Source organism: Novipirellula galeiformis (assembly GCF_007860095.1).
GTDB classification, from domain to species: Bacteria; Planctomycetota; Planctomycetia; order Pirellulales; family Pirellulaceae; genus Novipirellula; species Novipirellula galeiformis.
Window position 1 is genome coordinate 485,335 of sequence record NZ_SJPT01000004.1, and the last position, 18,997, is coordinate 504,331.

The 18,997-nt window shown below is 52.2% G+C and carries 9 protein-coding genes; all 9 read left to right on the forward strand.

Features of this window, described 5'->3' with window-relative positions; translation table 11 throughout:
* Nucleotides 1–112 precede the first annotated feature (112 nt).
* The 9 genes from Pla52o_RS12720 to Pla52o_RS12760 all read left to right on the forward strand — a co-directional run bounded on the left by Pla52o_RS12720 (nt 113) and on the right by Pla52o_RS12760 (nt 18,941).
* Complete coding sequence (locus Pla52o_RS12720; RefSeq protein WP_146594982.1) at nt 113–3,502, forward strand: helicase-related protein; 3,390 nt, start codon at nt 113–115, stop codon at nt 3,500–3,502.
* A gap of 151 nt (nt 3,503–3,653) precedes the next feature.
* Nucleotides 3,654–7,559: an Eco57I restriction-modification methylase domain-containing protein gene (locus tag Pla52o_RS12725; RefSeq protein ID WP_146594983.1), complete on the forward strand. Its 3,906-nt coding sequence runs from the start codon at nt 3,654–3,656 to the stop codon at nt 7,557–7,559.
* Nucleotides 7,560–9,275 carry an AAA family ATPase gene (locus tag Pla52o_RS12730; protein ID WP_146594984.1) on the forward strand — a complete coding sequence of 572 codons (1,716 nt, stop codon included), beginning with the start codon at nt 7,560–7,562 and terminating at the stop codon, nt 9,273–9,275.
* A 59-nt stretch (nt 9,276–9,334) separates the two neighbouring features.
* Entirely contained in the window at nt 9,335–9,850 is a 516-nt protein-coding gene (locus Pla52o_RS12735; RefSeq protein WP_146594985.1) for a hypothetical protein, read from the forward strand.
* Between the two features lie 298 nt (nt 9,851–10,148).
* Complete coding sequence (locus Pla52o_RS12740; protein ID WP_146594986.1) at nt 10,149–12,116, forward strand: hypothetical protein; 1,968 nt, start codon at nt 10,149–10,151, stop codon at nt 12,114–12,116.
* Nucleotides 12,113–12,892 (forward strand): hypothetical protein, encoded by a 780-nt coding sequence (locus Pla52o_RS12745; RefSeq protein WP_146594987.1) that lies wholly within the window; start codon nt 12,113–12,115, stop codon nt 12,890–12,892. Before Pla52o_RS12740 ends, Pla52o_RS12745 begins: the two co-directional genes overlap by 4 nt.
* Before the next feature lie 4 nt (nt 12,893–12,896).
* Entirely contained in the window at nt 12,897–13,646 is a 750-nt protein-coding gene (locus tag Pla52o_RS12750) for a hypothetical protein (RefSeq protein WP_146594988.1), read from the forward strand.
* A gap of 368 nt (nt 13,647–14,014) precedes the next feature.
* A complete protein-coding gene (locus Pla52o_RS12755) occupies nt 14,015–17,728 on the forward strand; it encodes a DEAD/DEAH box helicase family protein (RefSeq protein ID WP_146594989.1) in 3,714 nt (1,237 codons plus the stop codon).
* Nucleotides 17,729–17,918: 190 nt separating this feature from the next.
* Nucleotides 17,919–18,941, forward strand: a complete 1,023-nt coding sequence (locus tag Pla52o_RS12760; RefSeq protein WP_146594990.1) for a nuclease-related domain-containing protein — start codon at nt 17,919–17,921, stop codon at nt 18,939–18,941.
* Nucleotides 18,942–18,997 lie beyond the last annotated feature (56 nt).

The window sequence follows — 18,997 nt, forward strand, 5'->3', positions numbered from 1 at the left end:
CCGTTCGAATTCACCGTTTTAGTCAGCTTGTTTGGTGGGGTGGGTAAGCGTAAATTATTTCCTCTTCACATCAAGCAGATCAAAGCGAAACAGGTATCGGTATTCAGCCAGCATGAGCAAGGGCGATAAAACAATCGAATCGAAGGTCGACACCGGCATCCGAGACAATCATCGACGCGGCACCGTCGGCGATTTTTTGATGGAGAAGGTTAAGCCGGGTTCTGAACTTTCGATCGTCTCCGCTTACTTCACGATCTACGCTTACGCGGCATTGAGATCGACGCTGGACTCCATCGGACACCTCAATTTTCTATTTGGCGAGCCAACATTCGTCAGTCGCCTTGATCCCGAGAAGAATCAGTCCAAAGCGTTTCTTTTGCAAGATTCCTCATTGCACCTCAGCAATCGTTTGAAACAGAAACGTGCCGCACGCCAGTGTGCCGACTGGATTCGCGATAAGGTTGAAATTCGCACTGTCAAGCAAACGAACCTGCTTCACGGCAAGATGTACCATGTCGACCGTGACGGTGTCGAAGAAGCGATTCTCGGCAGTTCCAATTTTACGGTTCGCGGACTTGGACTCGGTAGCCAAGGGAACAACATTGAACTGAACCTGGTTGTAGACAGTAATCGCGATCGTCGTGAATTAAAGCAGTGGTTTCTGGAACTTTGGAATGATCCGCAAATGGTCCGGGACGTCAAAGCGGACGTCATCCAGTTCCTCGAACGGCTTTATGCCAACCAGAGTCCGCAGTTCGTATACTACCTAACGCTTTTTAAATTGTTTCGTGAATATCTGGATGGTAATCTTGACGTTGATGATTCGCTCAACAGGCTCGCTTTACCTGACACCGATATTTGGAAGGCTTTGTTTTCGTTTCAAAAAGACGGCGCCAAAGCGGCGATCAATAAGATTTTGCAATACAACGGCTGCATCTTGGCCGACAGCGTTGGTCTCGGCAAAACTTACACGGCGCTCGCAGTCATCAAGTATTTCGAACTTCGCAATGAGCGAGTGCTTGTTCTCTGTCCCAAAAAACTCCGTCGCAACTGGACCGTCTATCAGGCCAACAGCAAATTGAATCCGTTCACAGACGATCGATTTCGATTTGATGTACTCCACCACACCGACATGTCACGTGATCGGGGAGAGTCGAACGGCATCGACCTCGCCGACCTTAACTGGGGCGCTTACGATCTTGTCGTCATCGACGAGTCTCACAACTTTCGCAACAACGCGCAAGCAGTTCAGCGTCCTGGCGACGCCAAGCGACGACGAAGTCGGTACGAGCGTTTAATGGAGGACATTGTAGCCTCCGGTGCAAATACCAAGATGCTCCTGCTTTCGGCGACGCCGGTGAATAATCAACTGGCTGACTTGAGGAACCAAATATCGTTTATCGCGGGTGCCGATGTTGCTCGAGACAGTGTTGCCGACCGTGCCTTTCGTCAGAAACTGGGGATTGCGTCGGTCAAGGAAACCACGCGTAGAGCACAGGCACAGTTCACGCTTTGGTCCAAGCGACCTGCGGAACAACGAAAGACAAGAGATTTGATCGCCGCGATCGGCGGTGACTTCTTTAAGTTACTTGACGGACTTAGCATCGCTCGTTCACGCCGCCAAATCGCGACTTACTATGCCGAAGAGATCAAACGACTAGGTGGCTTTCCCAAACGGCCACCGCCAAAGGCAATTCATGCAACGATCGACCTGGATGAAAAATTCCTCTCCTTTGAACAGCTCGATTCCGAGATCGGTCGATTGACGCTGGCACTTTACCATCCTTCAAGCAAGCTGCGTGATGATCTCCCCGAAGAAGTTCGGGCTGGCTATGAAGCCAAAATCAACGGCGTGTTTACACAAGAAGGCCGCGAACGAATCTTGATCTCGATGATGAAGATTAACTTCCTCAAGCGTCTTGAAAGTTCCGTCGATTCATTCCGGTTGACGCTCGGGCGAACTATCGAAAAGATCGACAAACTCGAAGAGCGGATCGAGGCGTTTGAGAATCATCAGGAATCCAATCCTGAGATCGACTTCGATTCTCTCACGCCCGATGACTTTGAGGACCCTGATTTTGAGGGCGAAGATTTTACGATTGGCGGTCGGCGGCGAATACACTTAGCGCACATCAAACTTCCTGAATGGCTGAAGGAAGTCCGTAACGACCGCACGCAATTGCAGTTCTTGCTCAAGAAGACTGAGGTCGTCACGGCAGCTCGCGATGGCAAGCTAGCCGAACTTCGATCGCTGATTCAAAGCAAAGCGAGTAAACCGACCACAAACCGCGATGGCAAGCCAAACCGGAAAATCTTGATCTTCACCGCGTTCAGCGACACGGCTCAATACGTGTACCGCGAACTTGCCGGCTGGGCACAAACGGAGCTTGGAATTCATACGGCCCTTGTGCGTGGCGATGGTGCTAATCAAGCATCTCTGGGACGAAGTGATTACGACAGCATCCTGACAAACTTTTCGCCCATGTCGAAACGTCGTAGCGAGCAGGAGTCCGAATTTGAAGATCAAGCCCAAGAGATCGACATGCTGATCGCAACCGACTGCATCAGTGAAGGTCAGAACTTGCAGGACTGTGACCTGTTGGTCAATTACGACATCCACTGGAACCCCGTGCGGATCATTCAGCGGTTTGGGCGAATTGATCGGATCGGGTCTCGCAACGACAGCGTCCAGCTTGTCAACTTCTGGCCGGTAGCTGATTTAGATCGTTACATCAACGTCAAACATCGCGTCGAAGCCCGTATGGCTCTGGTGGATCTGTCGGCGACGCAGGCCGATAACTTGCTCGACCCCAGCCAACTCGAAGACTTGATCAAAGAGGACATGCTGTTCCGCGACAAGCAGCTCGAGCGACTTCGAGATGAGATTTTGGATCTCGAAGACCTTGACGACAGCGTTTCATTGACTGACTTTTCTCTCGACGAGTTTCGTCTTGACTTGTTGAGATTTTTAGAAGCGAACCGTAGCGAGTTGGAGGAGTCGCCTGAAGGAATCTATGCGGTCGTTGGACCGAACTCGGAAGTTCCAATCGGTCGAGCAGGCGTGTTGTTCTGTTTGCGTCATCGACGAGGGGAAGGTTCTCCGAATCCAGAAATGGTCAGCTCCGACTCTGCCGGGCTGAACCCGCTCGCTCCGTATTACCTCGTCTATGTATTGGACGATGGCACGGTTCGATTGACTTTCGCTCAGCCTAAGCAGGCGATGATGTTGCTGCGCGACCTAGCCGCGGATCACCCTCGTGCGATTGAAAGCCTTTGCAATTTGTTTGATGCGAACACATCGGACGGCGCCGACATGAGTCATTACGACGAACTGCTTACCAAAGTACTCGCGTCGATCGAAAACACATTCCGCAAAAAGGCCACTTCCAATTTGCTTTCCGGACGTGACGCCGTTCTGCCCACTTCCGGAGAAACCCCGGCGGCTGATGGTGACGACTTTGACTTGGTCACATGGCTCGCGATTTTAGAGTCAAGCCCCTAAACCGATCGGCGTCGCCCAGTACGAATTGCAAACCAAGTTGCCAACGGAACTCGAAGGCAAACTCCCCACCGCCGAACAACTCACCAGCGTCGTCCGCCGCGCCTTTCCTGACGACACCACACCGGAAATCACGGACGAAGATTAAAATAATATGACTGACATTCGCGACACCATCCGTCAATCCATCCAATCGCTGTCTGCTAAATCGCTTTGCGAAAATGCGGTCGAGTTTTTGCGCACGCTCGGCTACAGCAGTGAAAGAACGATCGACCTAGGGTCCTCGAAGCCCGAAGGATTCTTAGAATTTGTAAAGCAGAATGCCGAAGACGGCGTCTTCAATGAACAGAAAGCACTTTTCGATCAGTGGAAATCAGCTGACTTGTTGTTCCAGCTGACTGACAGCGAACTTTCCACTCAGAAAAGCCTGTTTGAAGAAACCAATATCAACGCCGGATTACTTCGATCGTATCTGTTCTTCGCAATCGAGCTCAGCGGTGACGACTACTCGCGAGGCCGGTTGACCGACATCGCTCGTCAAATTAATCGCGTGTTCCCGATGCCAGTGATGGTGCTACTAAAACACAAAGCGGCAAAGCAGCCCGTGCTGTCAATCGCCGTCATCAACCGGAGGCAAAACAAGCGAGACTCGTCGCGTGATGTCCTCGGCAAAGTCACGATCATTCGCGACATCGTGATTGAAGATCCCCATCGCGGCCACTTGGATATCCTCGCTTCTTTCGCACTCGAAACGCTTCGTGAACAGTCTCGCGAACCGATCGAGACCTTCGACGCACTACACGTCGCATGGGAACAAATCTTCAACGTAGAGCTGCTCAACCAGCGATTCTATAGAGAACTCGCCAGTTGGTACTTCTGGGCACTCACGCAAGTCGAGTACCCTGATGACGTTGAAGAAGACGAAGTCAAACGAAATGCCACATCGCTAATCCGCCTATTGACTCGGCTGATCTTCTGCTGGTTCCTCAAAGAGAAGGGGCTGATTCCGCCATCGCTGTTCGATGAACATGCGTTGAAGGAACTGCTCGTCGATCTCAAATCCGACTCTAATACTTACCATCAAGGAATTTTGCAAAATCTGTTCTTCGGCACACTAAACCAACAGATGGGCAAAAACCCGAAAACCAAGAAATCATACCGCGAATTCGCCAAAGACGAAGGGTTTAAGAAAAACCGATCAACCTACGACGTCAACAATCTCTATCGCTACGAAGCGCTGTTTCATGATGCTGACGAAGCGATCAAGCAGTTTGCTGACATCCCATTTCTTAACGGTGGTCTCTTTGAGTGCCTGGATCGCACCGATGAGAAAACCGGCAAGAAACTTTACATCGACGGCTTTTCACGGAACAAAAAGAAGCGTCCTCAAGTTCCCAACTACCTCTTTTTCTCCGAGCCGATACATGGAGTGGACCTTTCTGGCCCGAATGCGTACGGCATCCGTTCCCGTCGAAATGAAACGGTTCGTGGCCTTATTCGGATCCTAAATGCCTACAAATTCACAATCGTTGAAAACACGCCCATCGACCAAGAAATAGCTCTTGACCCCGAACTATTGGGCAAGGTGTTTGAAAACTTATTGGCGTCGTACAACGAAGAAACCAAAACGACCGCGAGAAAGCAAACCGGATCGTTCTACACGCCACGCCCGATCGTCGAATACATGGTTGACGAATCGCTCAAGGCCCACCTACGAACGGCGCTCACAAGCTCAGGACTAAGTGAAGACACAGCACGCGATGGGCTTGAATCGCTTTTCGCGTACACCGAACAGCCACATCCCTTCGACGATGATCAAATCGACACGTTGCTCGAAGCGATCCACGCCTGCAAAATCCTCGATCCCGCGTGCGGTAGCGGCGCGTTCCCAATGGGGATGCTACAAAAGCTTGTCTACGTCATCCACAAGCTTGATCCCGATAACGCAAAGTGGATGCAATTGCAAATTGACAAAGCTGACGAAATTCCAGACTCGTCTGCCCGCAACGCCGCCGTCGCAGCGATAGAAAAGGACTTTCGCGATAACGACGACGACTATGGTCGCAAGCTGTACCTCATTGAAAACTGCTTGTACGGGGTCGATATCCAACCGATCGCCATCCAGATCTCGAAGCTGCGTTTCTTCATCTCGTTGATTTGTGACCAACGCACGAACCGTAGCAAGAAAGATAATCACGGCATCCGACCGCTACCCAACCTTGAAACCAAGTTCGTCGCCGCGGACACGCTGATCTCGCTTAAGAAAGACGCCCAGCTCGAACTCTTCGAAAGTAAGAAGATTCAGAAGCTCGAGAAGGAACTGCAGCGAATCCGTCACGACCATTTTGCTGCAACAACCCGTCAGAAGAAGCAATCACTGCAAAAGCGAGATCGAGAGATCCGAGCCGCGATGGCGAAAGAGCTCGAGCAGTCTACGTTCTGGGATCAGGACACCGCTTTGAAGCTGGCTGGATGGGATCCGTATGACCCACAGGGATCAGCGTCGTTCTTTGAGCCGCTCTGGATGTTCGATAAGTCACTATCGGATGGGTTTGATCTCTTGGTTGGAAATCCTCCTTACATCTCAGTTGAACGTTTCGCAGGTACGTCGGTTCAGAATAGTTGGAAAGATCGATACAAAACATACGCGGCCCGCGGCGATATTTATTGTTTTTTCTACGAACGCGGAGCAGAGCTCCTTCGCGATAACGGAACATTGACATACATCACCTCCAACAAATGGATGCGAGCCGGCTACGGAAAAATGCTTCGAAAATTCCTTAGCAATAAGGTCGACACGCAGGCCGTACTCGATTTCGGAATGGCACAGAATTTTGGTGCTGCAACGACATATACCTGCATAACCCGATTTGCTGCGAATCCGTCTCGACAAAAAGTGCGATCGTGTTATGCAAGTGACGATCGCGCAGCAATGGCCGATCCAGCACGCTACTTCTTAGCAAATTCGGTGGTTCAATCCAGCCTGTCTGAAGATCCCTGGGTGGTTCTTTCCTCCAAGACTCAAGAGATTAAGTCTGCTGTTGAGGCGGGTGGCTTAAAGTTGAAGGATTGGAACATACAGATTAACTATGGGATAAAGACTGGGTTCAATGAGGCGTTCTACCTAAGCCAGGAGCAGCGTGATGAAATTGTCGAAGAGGATCCCTCTTCAGTAGATGTGATCCATCGCCTCATTCGCGGCCGAGATATCTCGCGTTATCGGGTTAGCTGGCCCAATGCGTTTCAACTTGCGTTCCCATTCGGTTCCTACACAACGCTTCAGGTTGACTACCCAGCAGTTTTCCGTCATCTGTCTGCCTTTGAAAAACAGTTAAGGAAGCGTGGCCAATGCCAGTACTCCCGAGCTTCTTTGCGGTCTGCTGGTGAGCAGGAATACCCAGGGCAACATCATTGGCTTGAACTCGACAATAACCCTACTAGTGATTTTCTAGACGTGTTCTCGAAGCCAAAGATCTTGTACCAGGAAATAGCTCAGAAACTCCCTTTCTATTTCGATCTCAACGAACACTACGTCGTCAATGATACTTGTTACGTCATGACGAGTGACACAGAATGTCTCGAATCGCTTGTCTGTGTTTTGAATTCGTCGGTTTTTCGTTGCTGCTTCAAAAACAACTTCCCAGAAAACGCGGGAAACACATATCGCGTGAAGAAGTCGTTTTTCGAGCTGATCCCAATACGTCGAATTGAATCTAGGTATCAAGACACGTTTCGGGCGTTGGTTCATTTTGTCCAGCACGCACGGCGATCAGGCATGGAGTCAATCGCAACGTTCCTGGAAGACCTAATTGATGGATGCGTAATGGAATCCTATTTTAGAGAGCATATGGCCGAGCGTGATCTGTTGTTTTTGGATGACTTAGTAAGTGAGCTTGAAGACTTTGATCCCTCTACGAGTGAATCGAAGCGGAGCGGCTATCTGGATTATTTCTATAGAACACATAACGCGCCGGAGGCACCGATCCGCAATCGTCTGCTGCGTATTTCGGCCGACAGTCCAGATCTACTGGCGGTGATCAAAAAAGAGGGGCGTGTTTAAATGGCTCCCGCGTCGCTTCTGCATCGAATTGAGATTCGCAACTTTAAGGCATTTCGAGACTTCTCGCTTAATCTTGAAGGCCGACATCTACTTGTCTACGGTCCAAACGGCTCGGGGAAATCTTCGCTCTACTGGGCCCTTTACACATTCTTGCAGAGCGGGCGAAAGATGTCGATCGCGAAGTACTTCGATCCAGCTAGCCCTGAGCGATTGCTTAATATTCACGAAGACGCCGCAACTGTTCCCGGCGAAATCGCATTGACGCTTCGCGATACTCGCACCAAGAACGATACGACCTATCGAATAAGCCACGATACTCACGGGACCAGAAACCAGCCGGTGATAACCAAGGGTGAAATGGCCAGCGACTTTATTACCTATCGTTTCTTCTTTGGCTTTTCCCATTTTCGCAACTCACAGCGGTTCAACCTCTGGCCGCTGTTCGAGCGAGAGATCCTCCCATTCTGCGTCTCAACGAGCAACAAGAACCCCAAGGATTGCTGGGATTACATTAAGTCAGGCGACCCTAATCCCTGGGGAAGTCGGGGAATCGCAGGAACCGACGCATATGATCAATTTCGAGCTCGAACAGACGAATTCGCCGCGATATTGAGTCCGATTATCGATTCGATCAGCGACAGGGCGCAGCGTTTTTACGACGATCACTTCGCTGACAGTGCAGCCAAACTCAACCTGAAACTCAAGGTCACAAGCCCACCATCGTTTTCAGGCACCAGACAATCAGACGCTGACTTCAAAGTACCAATGGTAGAGTTTGGCGTTCAACTCGACGGACAACCAATTACACGACCGCAGACCTTTCTCAACGAAGCCAAGCTCACACAGCTTGCCCTCTCGATACGATTTGCAGCATCACTCGTTAATCTCCATCAGGCGGAGATGAAACTGCTTGTTCTTGACGATTTGCTGGTGAGCTTGGACATGAGCAATCGAATGAAGGTTGTTGAGTTGCTTAACTCGCAAGAGTTTTCTGGATATCAAAAGATCATCCTGACTCATGAAATAGGCCTGTTCCAAGAACTTAGACGGCACATCGGAGCAGAACATCACGACTGGCAATACGCCAAGCTGTCAGGTGATGCCAAAGCCAGTCCGCAATTAGATATTGTCAAAACCGAACTTGAGATTGCCGAGGATTTTTTGGCGAATGATCAGCTTGCGGAGTGCGGCAATCGACTCCGCAAATGTGTTGAGCAGTCGCTAGAAGAGTTTCTGTCAGCCGCGAAAACGAAAAAGTTCGGAAGCCACGCGATTGAGCGAGGGGGCTTCGCAACTTTGGAGTCCAAAATCAGTGAAGCGAAAACGTTGCTTGCTCTCAAAGCACAGTATGAGCTTGCCAACTTGTTGCAGGCGAAGTTTACGCCTGAGCAGTTCAGGCAGCTGCTACGCGACGAAGGAATCGATCATACGAAGATCGATGTCGCCGATAAGAAGAAAAAAGGGCGGCTCGTTGCCAAGCTCTTGGCAGCACGAATTGAATTGCACGACGCAATTCTTGATTTGCTTACCGAAGAATCGAGGAAACAGCTTAATGCAATTCGACTTCTCAATGAAGTAAAGAAGATCAAAGATCGAATTCTCAACCCTGCTTCCCACGCTGGTGTCACACCGCTTTACACGAAGGAGGCTGAGGATGCGATCAAGATCATTCATCAACTAAGTCCAGCACTTGGAGTCGCACTCGCATCACTTTAGCAATCTAGGAATTGCCTGGCGGGATTTGTCAATATTCAATGTGTTAATGAAGCTGAACCATGCTACCACAGAACCCAACTGCCGCATCACGAACTCGACTGATACTCGAGGATCTAGAAGCGGTTCGTGAAAATTTGCTTGCGCTTTCCGACGACATTTGGCTTTCCATCGACCACAACGATGAACAGGCATTGGAAGAGGGCGTCGACTTCAAACGCGCATACAACACCAAGGTGGCTGCGTTCGACTCAGTCGCCAGTGAGCTTTCGGAGCTGGTTCAGCAATACACTAGCGTGAGATTAGATGAGGCCGAGCAAGCAAGCGGTTCAGATCGCGAACAGAACGAGAGAATCATCGCGGAACTTGACCGTGAAGACCCTCATTTGTTGAATGAGGATTTTACGTACAAACGACCGTATGGATTCATCCTGGACCGCATGCGACGACGGGTGTCACCACGTGGCAACGGCTCTATGGGCTGGTCTGCCAGCATCTCGTTTCTCGCGACGAAGGTCGGTTTCGGTCCTTGCATGACTATCCCGACTTCATCAGCAACCGTGGGCATCACACGGTGACGCCGGATGCTACATCGCTTCGTAAAGCAATGCGATTAGCAGACGGATTGTTCGTCGAAAGCAATCTATCCGCCAATAGCATCCGCGATGTGATCCTCCGAATGCTGGACGAGTTCGGAACCTGTTGAAAAGCATGAAGGTGTGCCTGCGAGAAGACCGTAATCCAGAAGCAGCGAACGAAAGTTTTCAGTAACTGATTCCGAGCAGCTCCCACGGCTATCCTCCCCCCCTAGCGATAGAAACAGGCTACAATTCTCTAAAAGAATTTTGCATTTTATTTTTGTTCAGTAGGTCACCGATGAGTCAATGGGTTTTTGCAGAACTGTCAGGCGCTGCTGTCCGGCGGGATCCACAAGAGACGGAGCTGTTTAAGACGGAGGATGCCGGCGAAGGAGAGTATGCCGGAACGGATGCGTTGGTCCGTGAAGTCATTCAGAATTCGATGGATGCTGGAACTGGAGATGGACCGGTTCGTGTTCGATTCGCTTTGCACCCCCACGGTACGTCGCCAGGTAATAAACGACTGGCGGAATACTTTGCACGCCTTCAGCCGGGCCTGACCTATCGCGACGTCGAATTCAATGGCGACGGTGTACCTGCTCTACCAAACGGCTTCCTCGTTTGCGAGGATTTTGGGACTCGCGGACTCGGTGGCGATCCGTATCGTGCGACCGACCCACCAAACGGTACGAAGGGGGAAGACTTTTTCTGGTTCTGGCGAAACATTGGTCGCAGTGGAAAAACGGGCGATGATTTGGGACGTTGGGGACTTGGCAAAACAGTCTACCGGGCAGCCAGCCGTGTTGGGTGTATGCTCGGCATGACCGTGCGGCACGCCGATGGGCAGAAGCTTCTCATGGGACAAGCCGTGCTAAAAATTCACAAACACCAGGGGACGGAGCATGCGGCGGAAGGCTACTGGTGCGGGGGGTGCAACGAGACGGATACCGTGCTCCCAATCAATGACGAAGCAGCCCTCGCACAATTTGCTTCAGAGTGGAATCTGACACGGAAAAACGAACCGGGGCTTTCGGTCGTTGTTCCCTTCGTTGCAGACGAGTTAAAAGCGGAAAGCATTCTGCGACTGGTTGCGGTTAACTTCTTCGTGCCAGTCGTTCAAAAGCGTCTGGTTGTCGAGATCGCAGGCGATGGACTCCCAGGTGGACAGACCGAGTATCGCGTTGACGATCAGACGATCGGATCGGTTTGCAAGAAGCTCAGCTGGACTGGCAAGGCACGACAGAAACTGAACACACCACCTCCAGTCGAATTTGCAAAGAAATGTTTCGACGCAACGAGGGACGTGGTCTCAACCAAGCTGCTAGGTGAATCCCGTATTCCTTCAATGACTGAGGAGGCATTCGACTCGGAGACGCTACAGAAACTGCGAAAAAGTTTTGCAGATGAAGAGTTAGTAGCCATCCGAGTTCAGTCCGCACTGCCAAAGAAGGCTGGAGGTCATGAAATTGGCGAGCTGAATGTATATCTACAACGCACTGCGGTGAACGATCGATTTGAGTCGTATTACGTCCGCGAAGGGATGACGATTACTCGGCTCAATTCCAAGCCGTCCATGCGGGGCACCCGCGCGTTGGTTACCGTTGATCCTGGTCCGCTCGCGTCATTGCTTGGTGACACGGAGGGGCCATCCCATGTTAGTTGGGATACGTCCAACGATGAACGCCCGAACCGAGTCTGGAAGACTTGGAAGGGACGCGTCAAGTTTTTTGCCAAGATCGTGGACTCGCTCGTCGAGCTGCTGACTCCACCTCCCGAGGAGGCCGACTTTGATCTTCTCAGTGACTTCTTCTCGATAGAGCAGCTCGAATCGCCGCAGAGAAAGCGAAAACCCAAATCTGACGGTGAACGAACACGAGACTTTGATCCGCCAGAGCCATCGCCGCGATGGTACCGAATGCACGGCAGAGAAGGCGGTTTTCAAATCTGCGATTCCAGCCAGCTTCCAACTCCCGTCGGAGCTTCACTCCGTGTTTCCGTTGCCTATGATATGCCTAGCGGAAATCCTATGAAACACTGGAGCAATTTTGACTTTGATTTCCGTACAAAGAACGGACCGATCAAGGTCACTGGAAAAGGAATTACTGCGGCCGCGAAGGACGGCAACGTAATCGAGATGAAGATCAAGAAAGAAGACTTCAGTTTGAATGCAAGCGGATTTGACATTCATCGAGACTTGATCGTCCGGATCGACGAAGTCCAAGAGGATCCGGAACAAACGGAAGTATCAGCGGAGATGATGTCATGATCAAGCGATTCAACTCATTGGGGCGAAAACGAGTCCCCAGAGACTGCGTCACGATCGAGGTGGAAGACGGAGCTCCGCGTCGGTTTTCAGCCCATATCGATTTTGGAAGTCACAGTTGGGATACGAATGGAACCGTTGTCCTAGAAGCAACCTGTGCGGGTTCTTCATTGGTTCAGCGGTTTGACTGCGGGACTGTCGGGCAACTCAAACAGCCGGCCGGTTTGCCGCTCAACGACCTTCACGGACAAAACGTGTTCTTCTCTCTGAAGATCATTGATACAAGCCAGCGGATCGGCCGATTGCTCGGCGTTGCGGATAACATTCGTCCGTTCACAACAGGCAAGCAAACCGTCAGTGGACGAAAAGGAATCCTGCCGGTCGAACACGCACCGCTGGGGCAAGAACTTTGGAAATTGGAGTTTCGCGAGCACGACGTTTTCCTGTTGGTCAATCAAGATGTCCCTAGCCTATCGGAAAGTATCCGCTCCGATCCTGTGTTCTTTTCATTGATTTATCCGCAAGTTATGCGACAGGTACTCCACCACGCAATTGCGGACGGAGCGGAACCCGACGAGGACGACGACCGTTGGCCGGTTCTTTGGTTGACCTTTGGTCGAAAGCTTCACCCCGATCACGAAGAACCGCCGGCACCTACTGATGGCGATGAACTCATCGATGACTGGGTAGAAATGGTCGTTGCGGAGTTCTGCAAGTTGCACGAACTGAAAAACAAGTACGCCAACTCCGGATATGCTTCCGGATATGGGGAGGACTAATCAAATGCATCTAAGACAGTTCAATAAAGCCGGTGTCGAAGCGTTTCGCAGATTCCTTGAAGCGTGTCGGGAGAATCCCAAAGAGCCAGTGCCAGTGGATTTGCTCGAGAGTCACGAACATACCGTGTTGACGTCCAAACAGATCGTTGTTGAGCCACGAGAGTTTTCTTCGCGACGCCAAGCCGCAGATTATTTCCAGGATCTCCTTTCTCCGATACCACCGGATGCGGTCAGAAAAGACGCTGGAATCTGGACGTGGCTTTCACTGTTCTATTTTGATCAGATCTGCCCGACTGGTAATGGCAATCGAAAAGTCCGCAACGACTACACGTACATCTACATGCCCGACGAATCGCGGTACTTCTACCGACACTTGCTATTTATTGCGTGGCAAGTCAAGCAGGTTGCTCCGGAATGCAACAGACTGTTTCTCGATTCATCGCTAGTCACTCTCGACAAGTTGACAACGGAAGTATTCAAACGCCTGTATTTAACTCGCATTCCTTGCCTCTTTGAATTGCTCGATCGGCTTTATTGGGACTGCTCGAATAATCGCCCCGCAAAAGGGATCGTGTCCCCACACAAGATCAGTGCAGGCGATTTGGTGCATCGTTTTCCAACACGCATCCGTCAGCTGGAGAAAACCTACGACTTGCAAAGTTTGGATGCGGATCAGCTATTAGAAATCCTAGGCGATGAGTTTCGTCAGCGTGCAGCCACCTCCCAATCTCAAATGGAGCTAAGTATGCAGTGAGCCACCCTGGAGTTTGACATCGCGACTTCTATTAGTCCTCGTAAAACTAGACGGGGTTGCTCAACTGAGTTGCGAATGAAGTTGAGCCTCAAAGTAGTACGACGACGCTTTAATTGAATCCTTCAACGAAAGCGTTCGGGCCGAGTGCCCAACAAAAATTTGTTTTTGTCGCTTGACGGCGCATAGGAGAAAATCGAAGCTGGGTGCATTGACAACAACGACCATCGACCTCACAACGTTTTTGGCAACCTGAAGACTCACGCTTGCTTCCCGGGTGACAGCCGTTGCTTGGGGCTGTATCCTGGGAGATCCTTCCAAATGCTCCTTTGGATTCCCGCCTGTTCTTTGTGGTCGCAGAGACGTTGTCGATGAAATCTCCGTTTCTTTACGTTCCACCTGAGGATTGGATTGCCTCTAATGAGCTGGCGTTTGCCATCTTTGATGGGTTCCCTGTTGCTCCAGGCCACTCGCTGGTTGTTACCAAACGGCTCGTGGCGACTTGGTTTGATGCTTCGCCGGCGGAACAAACCGCCTTGATGGAACTGGTTAACGTCGTCAAGCAGAAACTCGATGAAACACTGCAGCCGAAACCCGACGGATATAACGTTGGGTTCAACGCGGGGGACGCTGCAGGACAGACCGTGGATCATGTTCATATCCATGTAATCCCGCGTTACCTCGGTGATGTCGCCGACCCGCGTGGTGGAGTGCGTCATGTGATCCCCGCGAAAGCAAATTATCTGATCGAGCAAAGCGAACCTCCGGCACCGGAGCCGGCCGATACCGATTTGCATTTGAGCGTAGGGCATCCGGAATCGCCGCTCTGGGAACACTTGGCCTGGCGGATTGCGGGTGCAAAATCAGTCGACGTGTTGGTGTCGTTTGTCCAGTCTTCGGGGCTGGATGTGATCGAGGAGCGACTCTTTGAAGCGATCGCCAACCAAGCGGTCGTGCGGATTTTGGTCAGCGACTATTTGTTCATCTCGGACCCTAAAGCACTGCGAACACTGTTGGGATGGTGCGAACTAGTGGCGGAAGACTCATCTTCACCGCGGTTGTCGGTCAAGATGATCGAGATGGCGAAGCTGCCGTCCAGTCCGGCATCGTTTCATCCCAAAGCGTGGCGGATCGTGGAGGAGTACCGCGACTTCATCTCAGTGGGAAGCAGTAATCTTTCAAAACCGGCGTTGTTGACCGGCGTGGAATGGAACCTGTTGTCAACCACCAATACGCAAGAGTCATCCCACGCCCAGTTTTCCGAACAGTTTGATTTGTTGTGGGACGTCGCCTCGCCACTGACGCCTGAGCTTGTCTCGAGTTACGAGCAAACCGCGGAGAAGTACCGCCGCGAGCATTTTGTCCCGGTCACGGTTGAACCGGTGCAAGTTCCCTCGCCTCGCGTTTGGCAGGTCGAGGCGCTGCAGGCACTTCAGCGTGTTCGCGACGCCGGCCATCGCCGGGCTCTTGTCGCCGTGGCGACCGGGATGGGGAAGACTTGGTTGGCGGCGTTTGATGCCTGCCAATTCGGCGATTCCGTCGGTCGTCGTCCTCGAGTGCTGGTTATTGCCCACCGAGCTCATATTCTGGCGCAATCCGAAGCGGTACTTTCGCGGCTACTGGACCACCGCTTCGCCGAAGGCTCGACGGCGTGGTACATCGGAGAACGCAGCGAGTTAGCGGGTGATCTGGTCGTTGCGTCGATTCAGAAGCTGTCGCGTCCCGAGGGGCTCAAACGGCTGGCCGAAGAACACTTTGACTACGTGATCATGGACGAAGTGCATCACGCGAGTGCACCGAGCTATCGCCGCGTGTTGGCCCAACTCGATTGCGACTTTGCCCTTGGATTGACTGCGACTCCGGAACGTACCGACGGCGTCGATGTGGCCACGATCTTTGACGACAACTTGGCCTATCACGCCACGATCGGTGATGGGATCGCCGAGGACTCGCTCGTCCCGTTTCACTACGTGGGGATCAAAGATACCGTCGACTTCCGGCAAATCCCCTGGCGAAACGGACGTTTCGACGTGGCGGAGCTAGAAGAACGAGTCGCTCGCAGCGAACGGATGGACAAGCTGTGGGTCGCGATGGAAAAGCATCCCGCGGATCGCACGCTGGTATTTTGTTGCTCGCGTCGTCATGCCTTGTTTGCTCGCGATTGGCTGAAGGCGAAGGATGTCTCGTCCGCAGCGGTCTTTTCGGGCGAGGGAAGCGACAGCTACGGCGAATCGCTCGCGCGACTTCGCAGCGGCGAACTCCAGACGTTGTGCGTGGTCGACATGTTCAACGAAGGGCTCGACATTCCCGCGGTGGATCGTGTCGTGATGCTTCGACCGACGGAATCAAAAATCATCTTTCTTCAGCAGTTGGGGCGTGGTCTGCGTGCCAGTGAAGGGAAGTCGCGGCTGTTAGTGATCGACTTTGTTGGCAACCATCGCATTTTTGCGCAGCGCATCGTGCACTTGTTATCGCTGCGTTCGGGTAGCGATAAATGGCAACCGCTGAAGGATTGGCTGGCGGGAAAACAGGCAGATCTACCTGAGGGCTGTTTGTTAGATGTCGAGCTTGACGCCAAGGACATGCTGAAAAAGTTTCTTCCCAAGGGCAAAACTGCGTCGATCGAAGGCTATCGCGCGATCCGAGATGAACTGGGCCGCCGTCCTTCGGCATTAGAAGTGTTTAGTCGCGGCTATTTGCCAAAAACGATTGGCGCAGGCGAGGGAAGTTGGTTCGAATTCGCCAAGGCCGAAGGAGATTTGGACGCACGGGAAGAAGAAGCAGCCGCTCTGTTTGCGGACTGGCTTAAGACCCTGGAGACGACCAGTCTGAACAAATCGTACAAAATGGTCGTGCTACGAGCATTGCTGGATTCCGGCCAAATGTTCACGGGCGTCGACTTGTTCGAGTTCGCCAAAGCGTGTCGTCGATTCATGCAAAACCACGACGTGCTAAGACGAGATCTGACTGGATCAAATCATGCGGTCGACCATGAAACGGCGACAGACGAAGACTGGGCGAAGTGGTGGAGCGATTGGCCAATCGATCGCTGGCTCGACCAGCAAAATGGGTCGGTGTGGTTTGCAATGAAGGACGGATTGTTTCAATCGACGATTGATTGTCCGGATCATTTGAAGCCGACGCTTGAATCACTGAGCGAAGAACTGGTCGATTGGCGACTTGCGGCGTATACCCGCAGCCGACGCTTAATCCCAACCGATGATGGCGTGATCCATTTTGAAGCGAAAGTATCGCATTCGGGTGGCCGCCCGATCCTCCGATTCCCAGAAAGAGAGAAAACACCAGGGATTCCGCTTGGGCCAACGATGATGCAGTTGCCTGACGGGACCAAGTGGGAATTCAAGATGGTCAAGATTGCCTGCAATGTGGCGGCACCCGAAGGCGAAACGAAGAACCAGTTGGGCGAGCTGCTGCAAAAATGGTTTGGGCCGAAGGCAGGCTTGCCGGGAACGAACTTCCATGTGCAGTTCACGAATCAGGACGGACAATGGCAGGTGTCACCATGCCCGGTCGAAGGGGCCATCCAAGGTGATGCCGCCGAGCAGGTTGATTCGGATGCCGAGATAGTCGTGCCAGAGATAGTCGGGCCGAAGGTGGCGAAGGCGGCGAGGTTCAATACGCATGCACCGGTTTACGATCTGTCGATCGCGGCAGGTGATTGGGGGCCTGAGGGAGTGCCGACGACGATCGGCTGGATTGCGGTTCCCAATCAACCGCTGAGCGAGGGAATGTTCGCCGCTCGCGTCACGGGCCATTCGATGGAGCCAAGGATACCGACGGGCTCTTGGTGCTTGTTCCGGCCCATCGATGCAGGATCTCGTGAAGGAAAGCTGCTGCTCGTGCAAGCCAACACCCACACGGATCCCGAAGAGGGCGGCCGGTACACGATCAAACGCTATCACTCGACCAAGCACGTTTCCGGCGAGGACTGGCAGCATGCCACGATCGAGCTGCAGCCACTGAACAAGGATTATGCTCCGATCCAAGTGTCTGCGGAGCAAGCGGACGACTTGAGAGTGATCGGCGAATTCGTTGGCTTGATCGATCCGTCAGCGGAGGAGTGACGGTTGAGTCAGGGAACCGCGGCTAGTTCAAGTGTTAATTTATTCAGCCGCCACGCGTTAGCGTCCGGAGATTGCAATACCCGCGTTAGCGTCCGGTTCTATGATGACGAAACCGGGGCTAACGCCCAAACGGCTAATTTACTAAACGAAATAGGATTGCCTGTTTAAAACTGCGAACGGAGAGTCATTGATGATCTTAAAAGAAAAGGAATCTGCCCGGCCGACGGACCCAATGGGAAATGCGGGCTATGAAGCGGAAAAACAGATGGCGTTCTTCTTGCGACGCGCCTTTGCCGAGTCGCCCGAGGTGATGGTCTTTAATGATGTCACGTTTGAAAGGAACAACGAGCGAGCGCAGATTGATCATCTGGTGCTGCATCGCTTTGGTTTTGTGATCATCGAAAGCAAGTCGATCACGGGCACCGTCGAGGTGAATGAGCATCTCGAGTTCATCAGGAAGTCGGGTAGCCGACGTGCGGGGATGCGATCGCCCATCGAACAGGGACGACTGCAGGCTCAGTTGCTGCAAAGCTTGCTCAATGACGCCAAGGAATCGCTCAGGGCGAAGAAGATGTTCGGAAAGATCCAGCCTCATTTTGGTGACCAACGCTTCCAGGTGTTTGTCGCGATCTCCGACCAGGGCGTGATCGAACGAAAGGGAGCCAACCCGCCTGAATTGATGAAGGCGGAACGGGTGGTCAACGAGATCGTGAAAAAGACGGAGACCTATCAGAAAACCCAAGGAGTGAAGGGCTTTGTCAATTATTTGACCGCAGGAAAAAAGGAAATGAAGCAACTCGAAGAGCATCATATCCCCGCTTTCACGGACGAAGAGATGGAGTCGGTCAAGGACTTTCTGGCGAGTCGCCGCCGGGGTGCTGCGGCCGCGAAAAGTCCAAAGCCGCCGGCGGTTCCCAAGAAAGTGGCGATCGCAAAGGAGGTCGCATCGACGCAACCGTCAAACGGGGCACCGCCATTCGAAGTCAAGTGTGATGGCTGCGACGCCAAGGACGTTGAGATTTTGTATGGCCGCTACGGCTATTATTTCCGCTGTCGGGTCTGCGACACCAAGAAGACGGTGCCGCAAAAATGCGAAGTTTGTAGCGAGAAAGCGAAGCTTCGTAAGAAAGCGAACTGCTTCTATCGCGATTGCCAGTCGTGTGGCACCCCGATTCTGCTGCATACCAATCCGGCCGAATCGGAAAGTAAGTGAGCTGCTAGGCGATCATGCACCGACTCCGTTGGCTTGGACGCGAGCATGCTTGAACA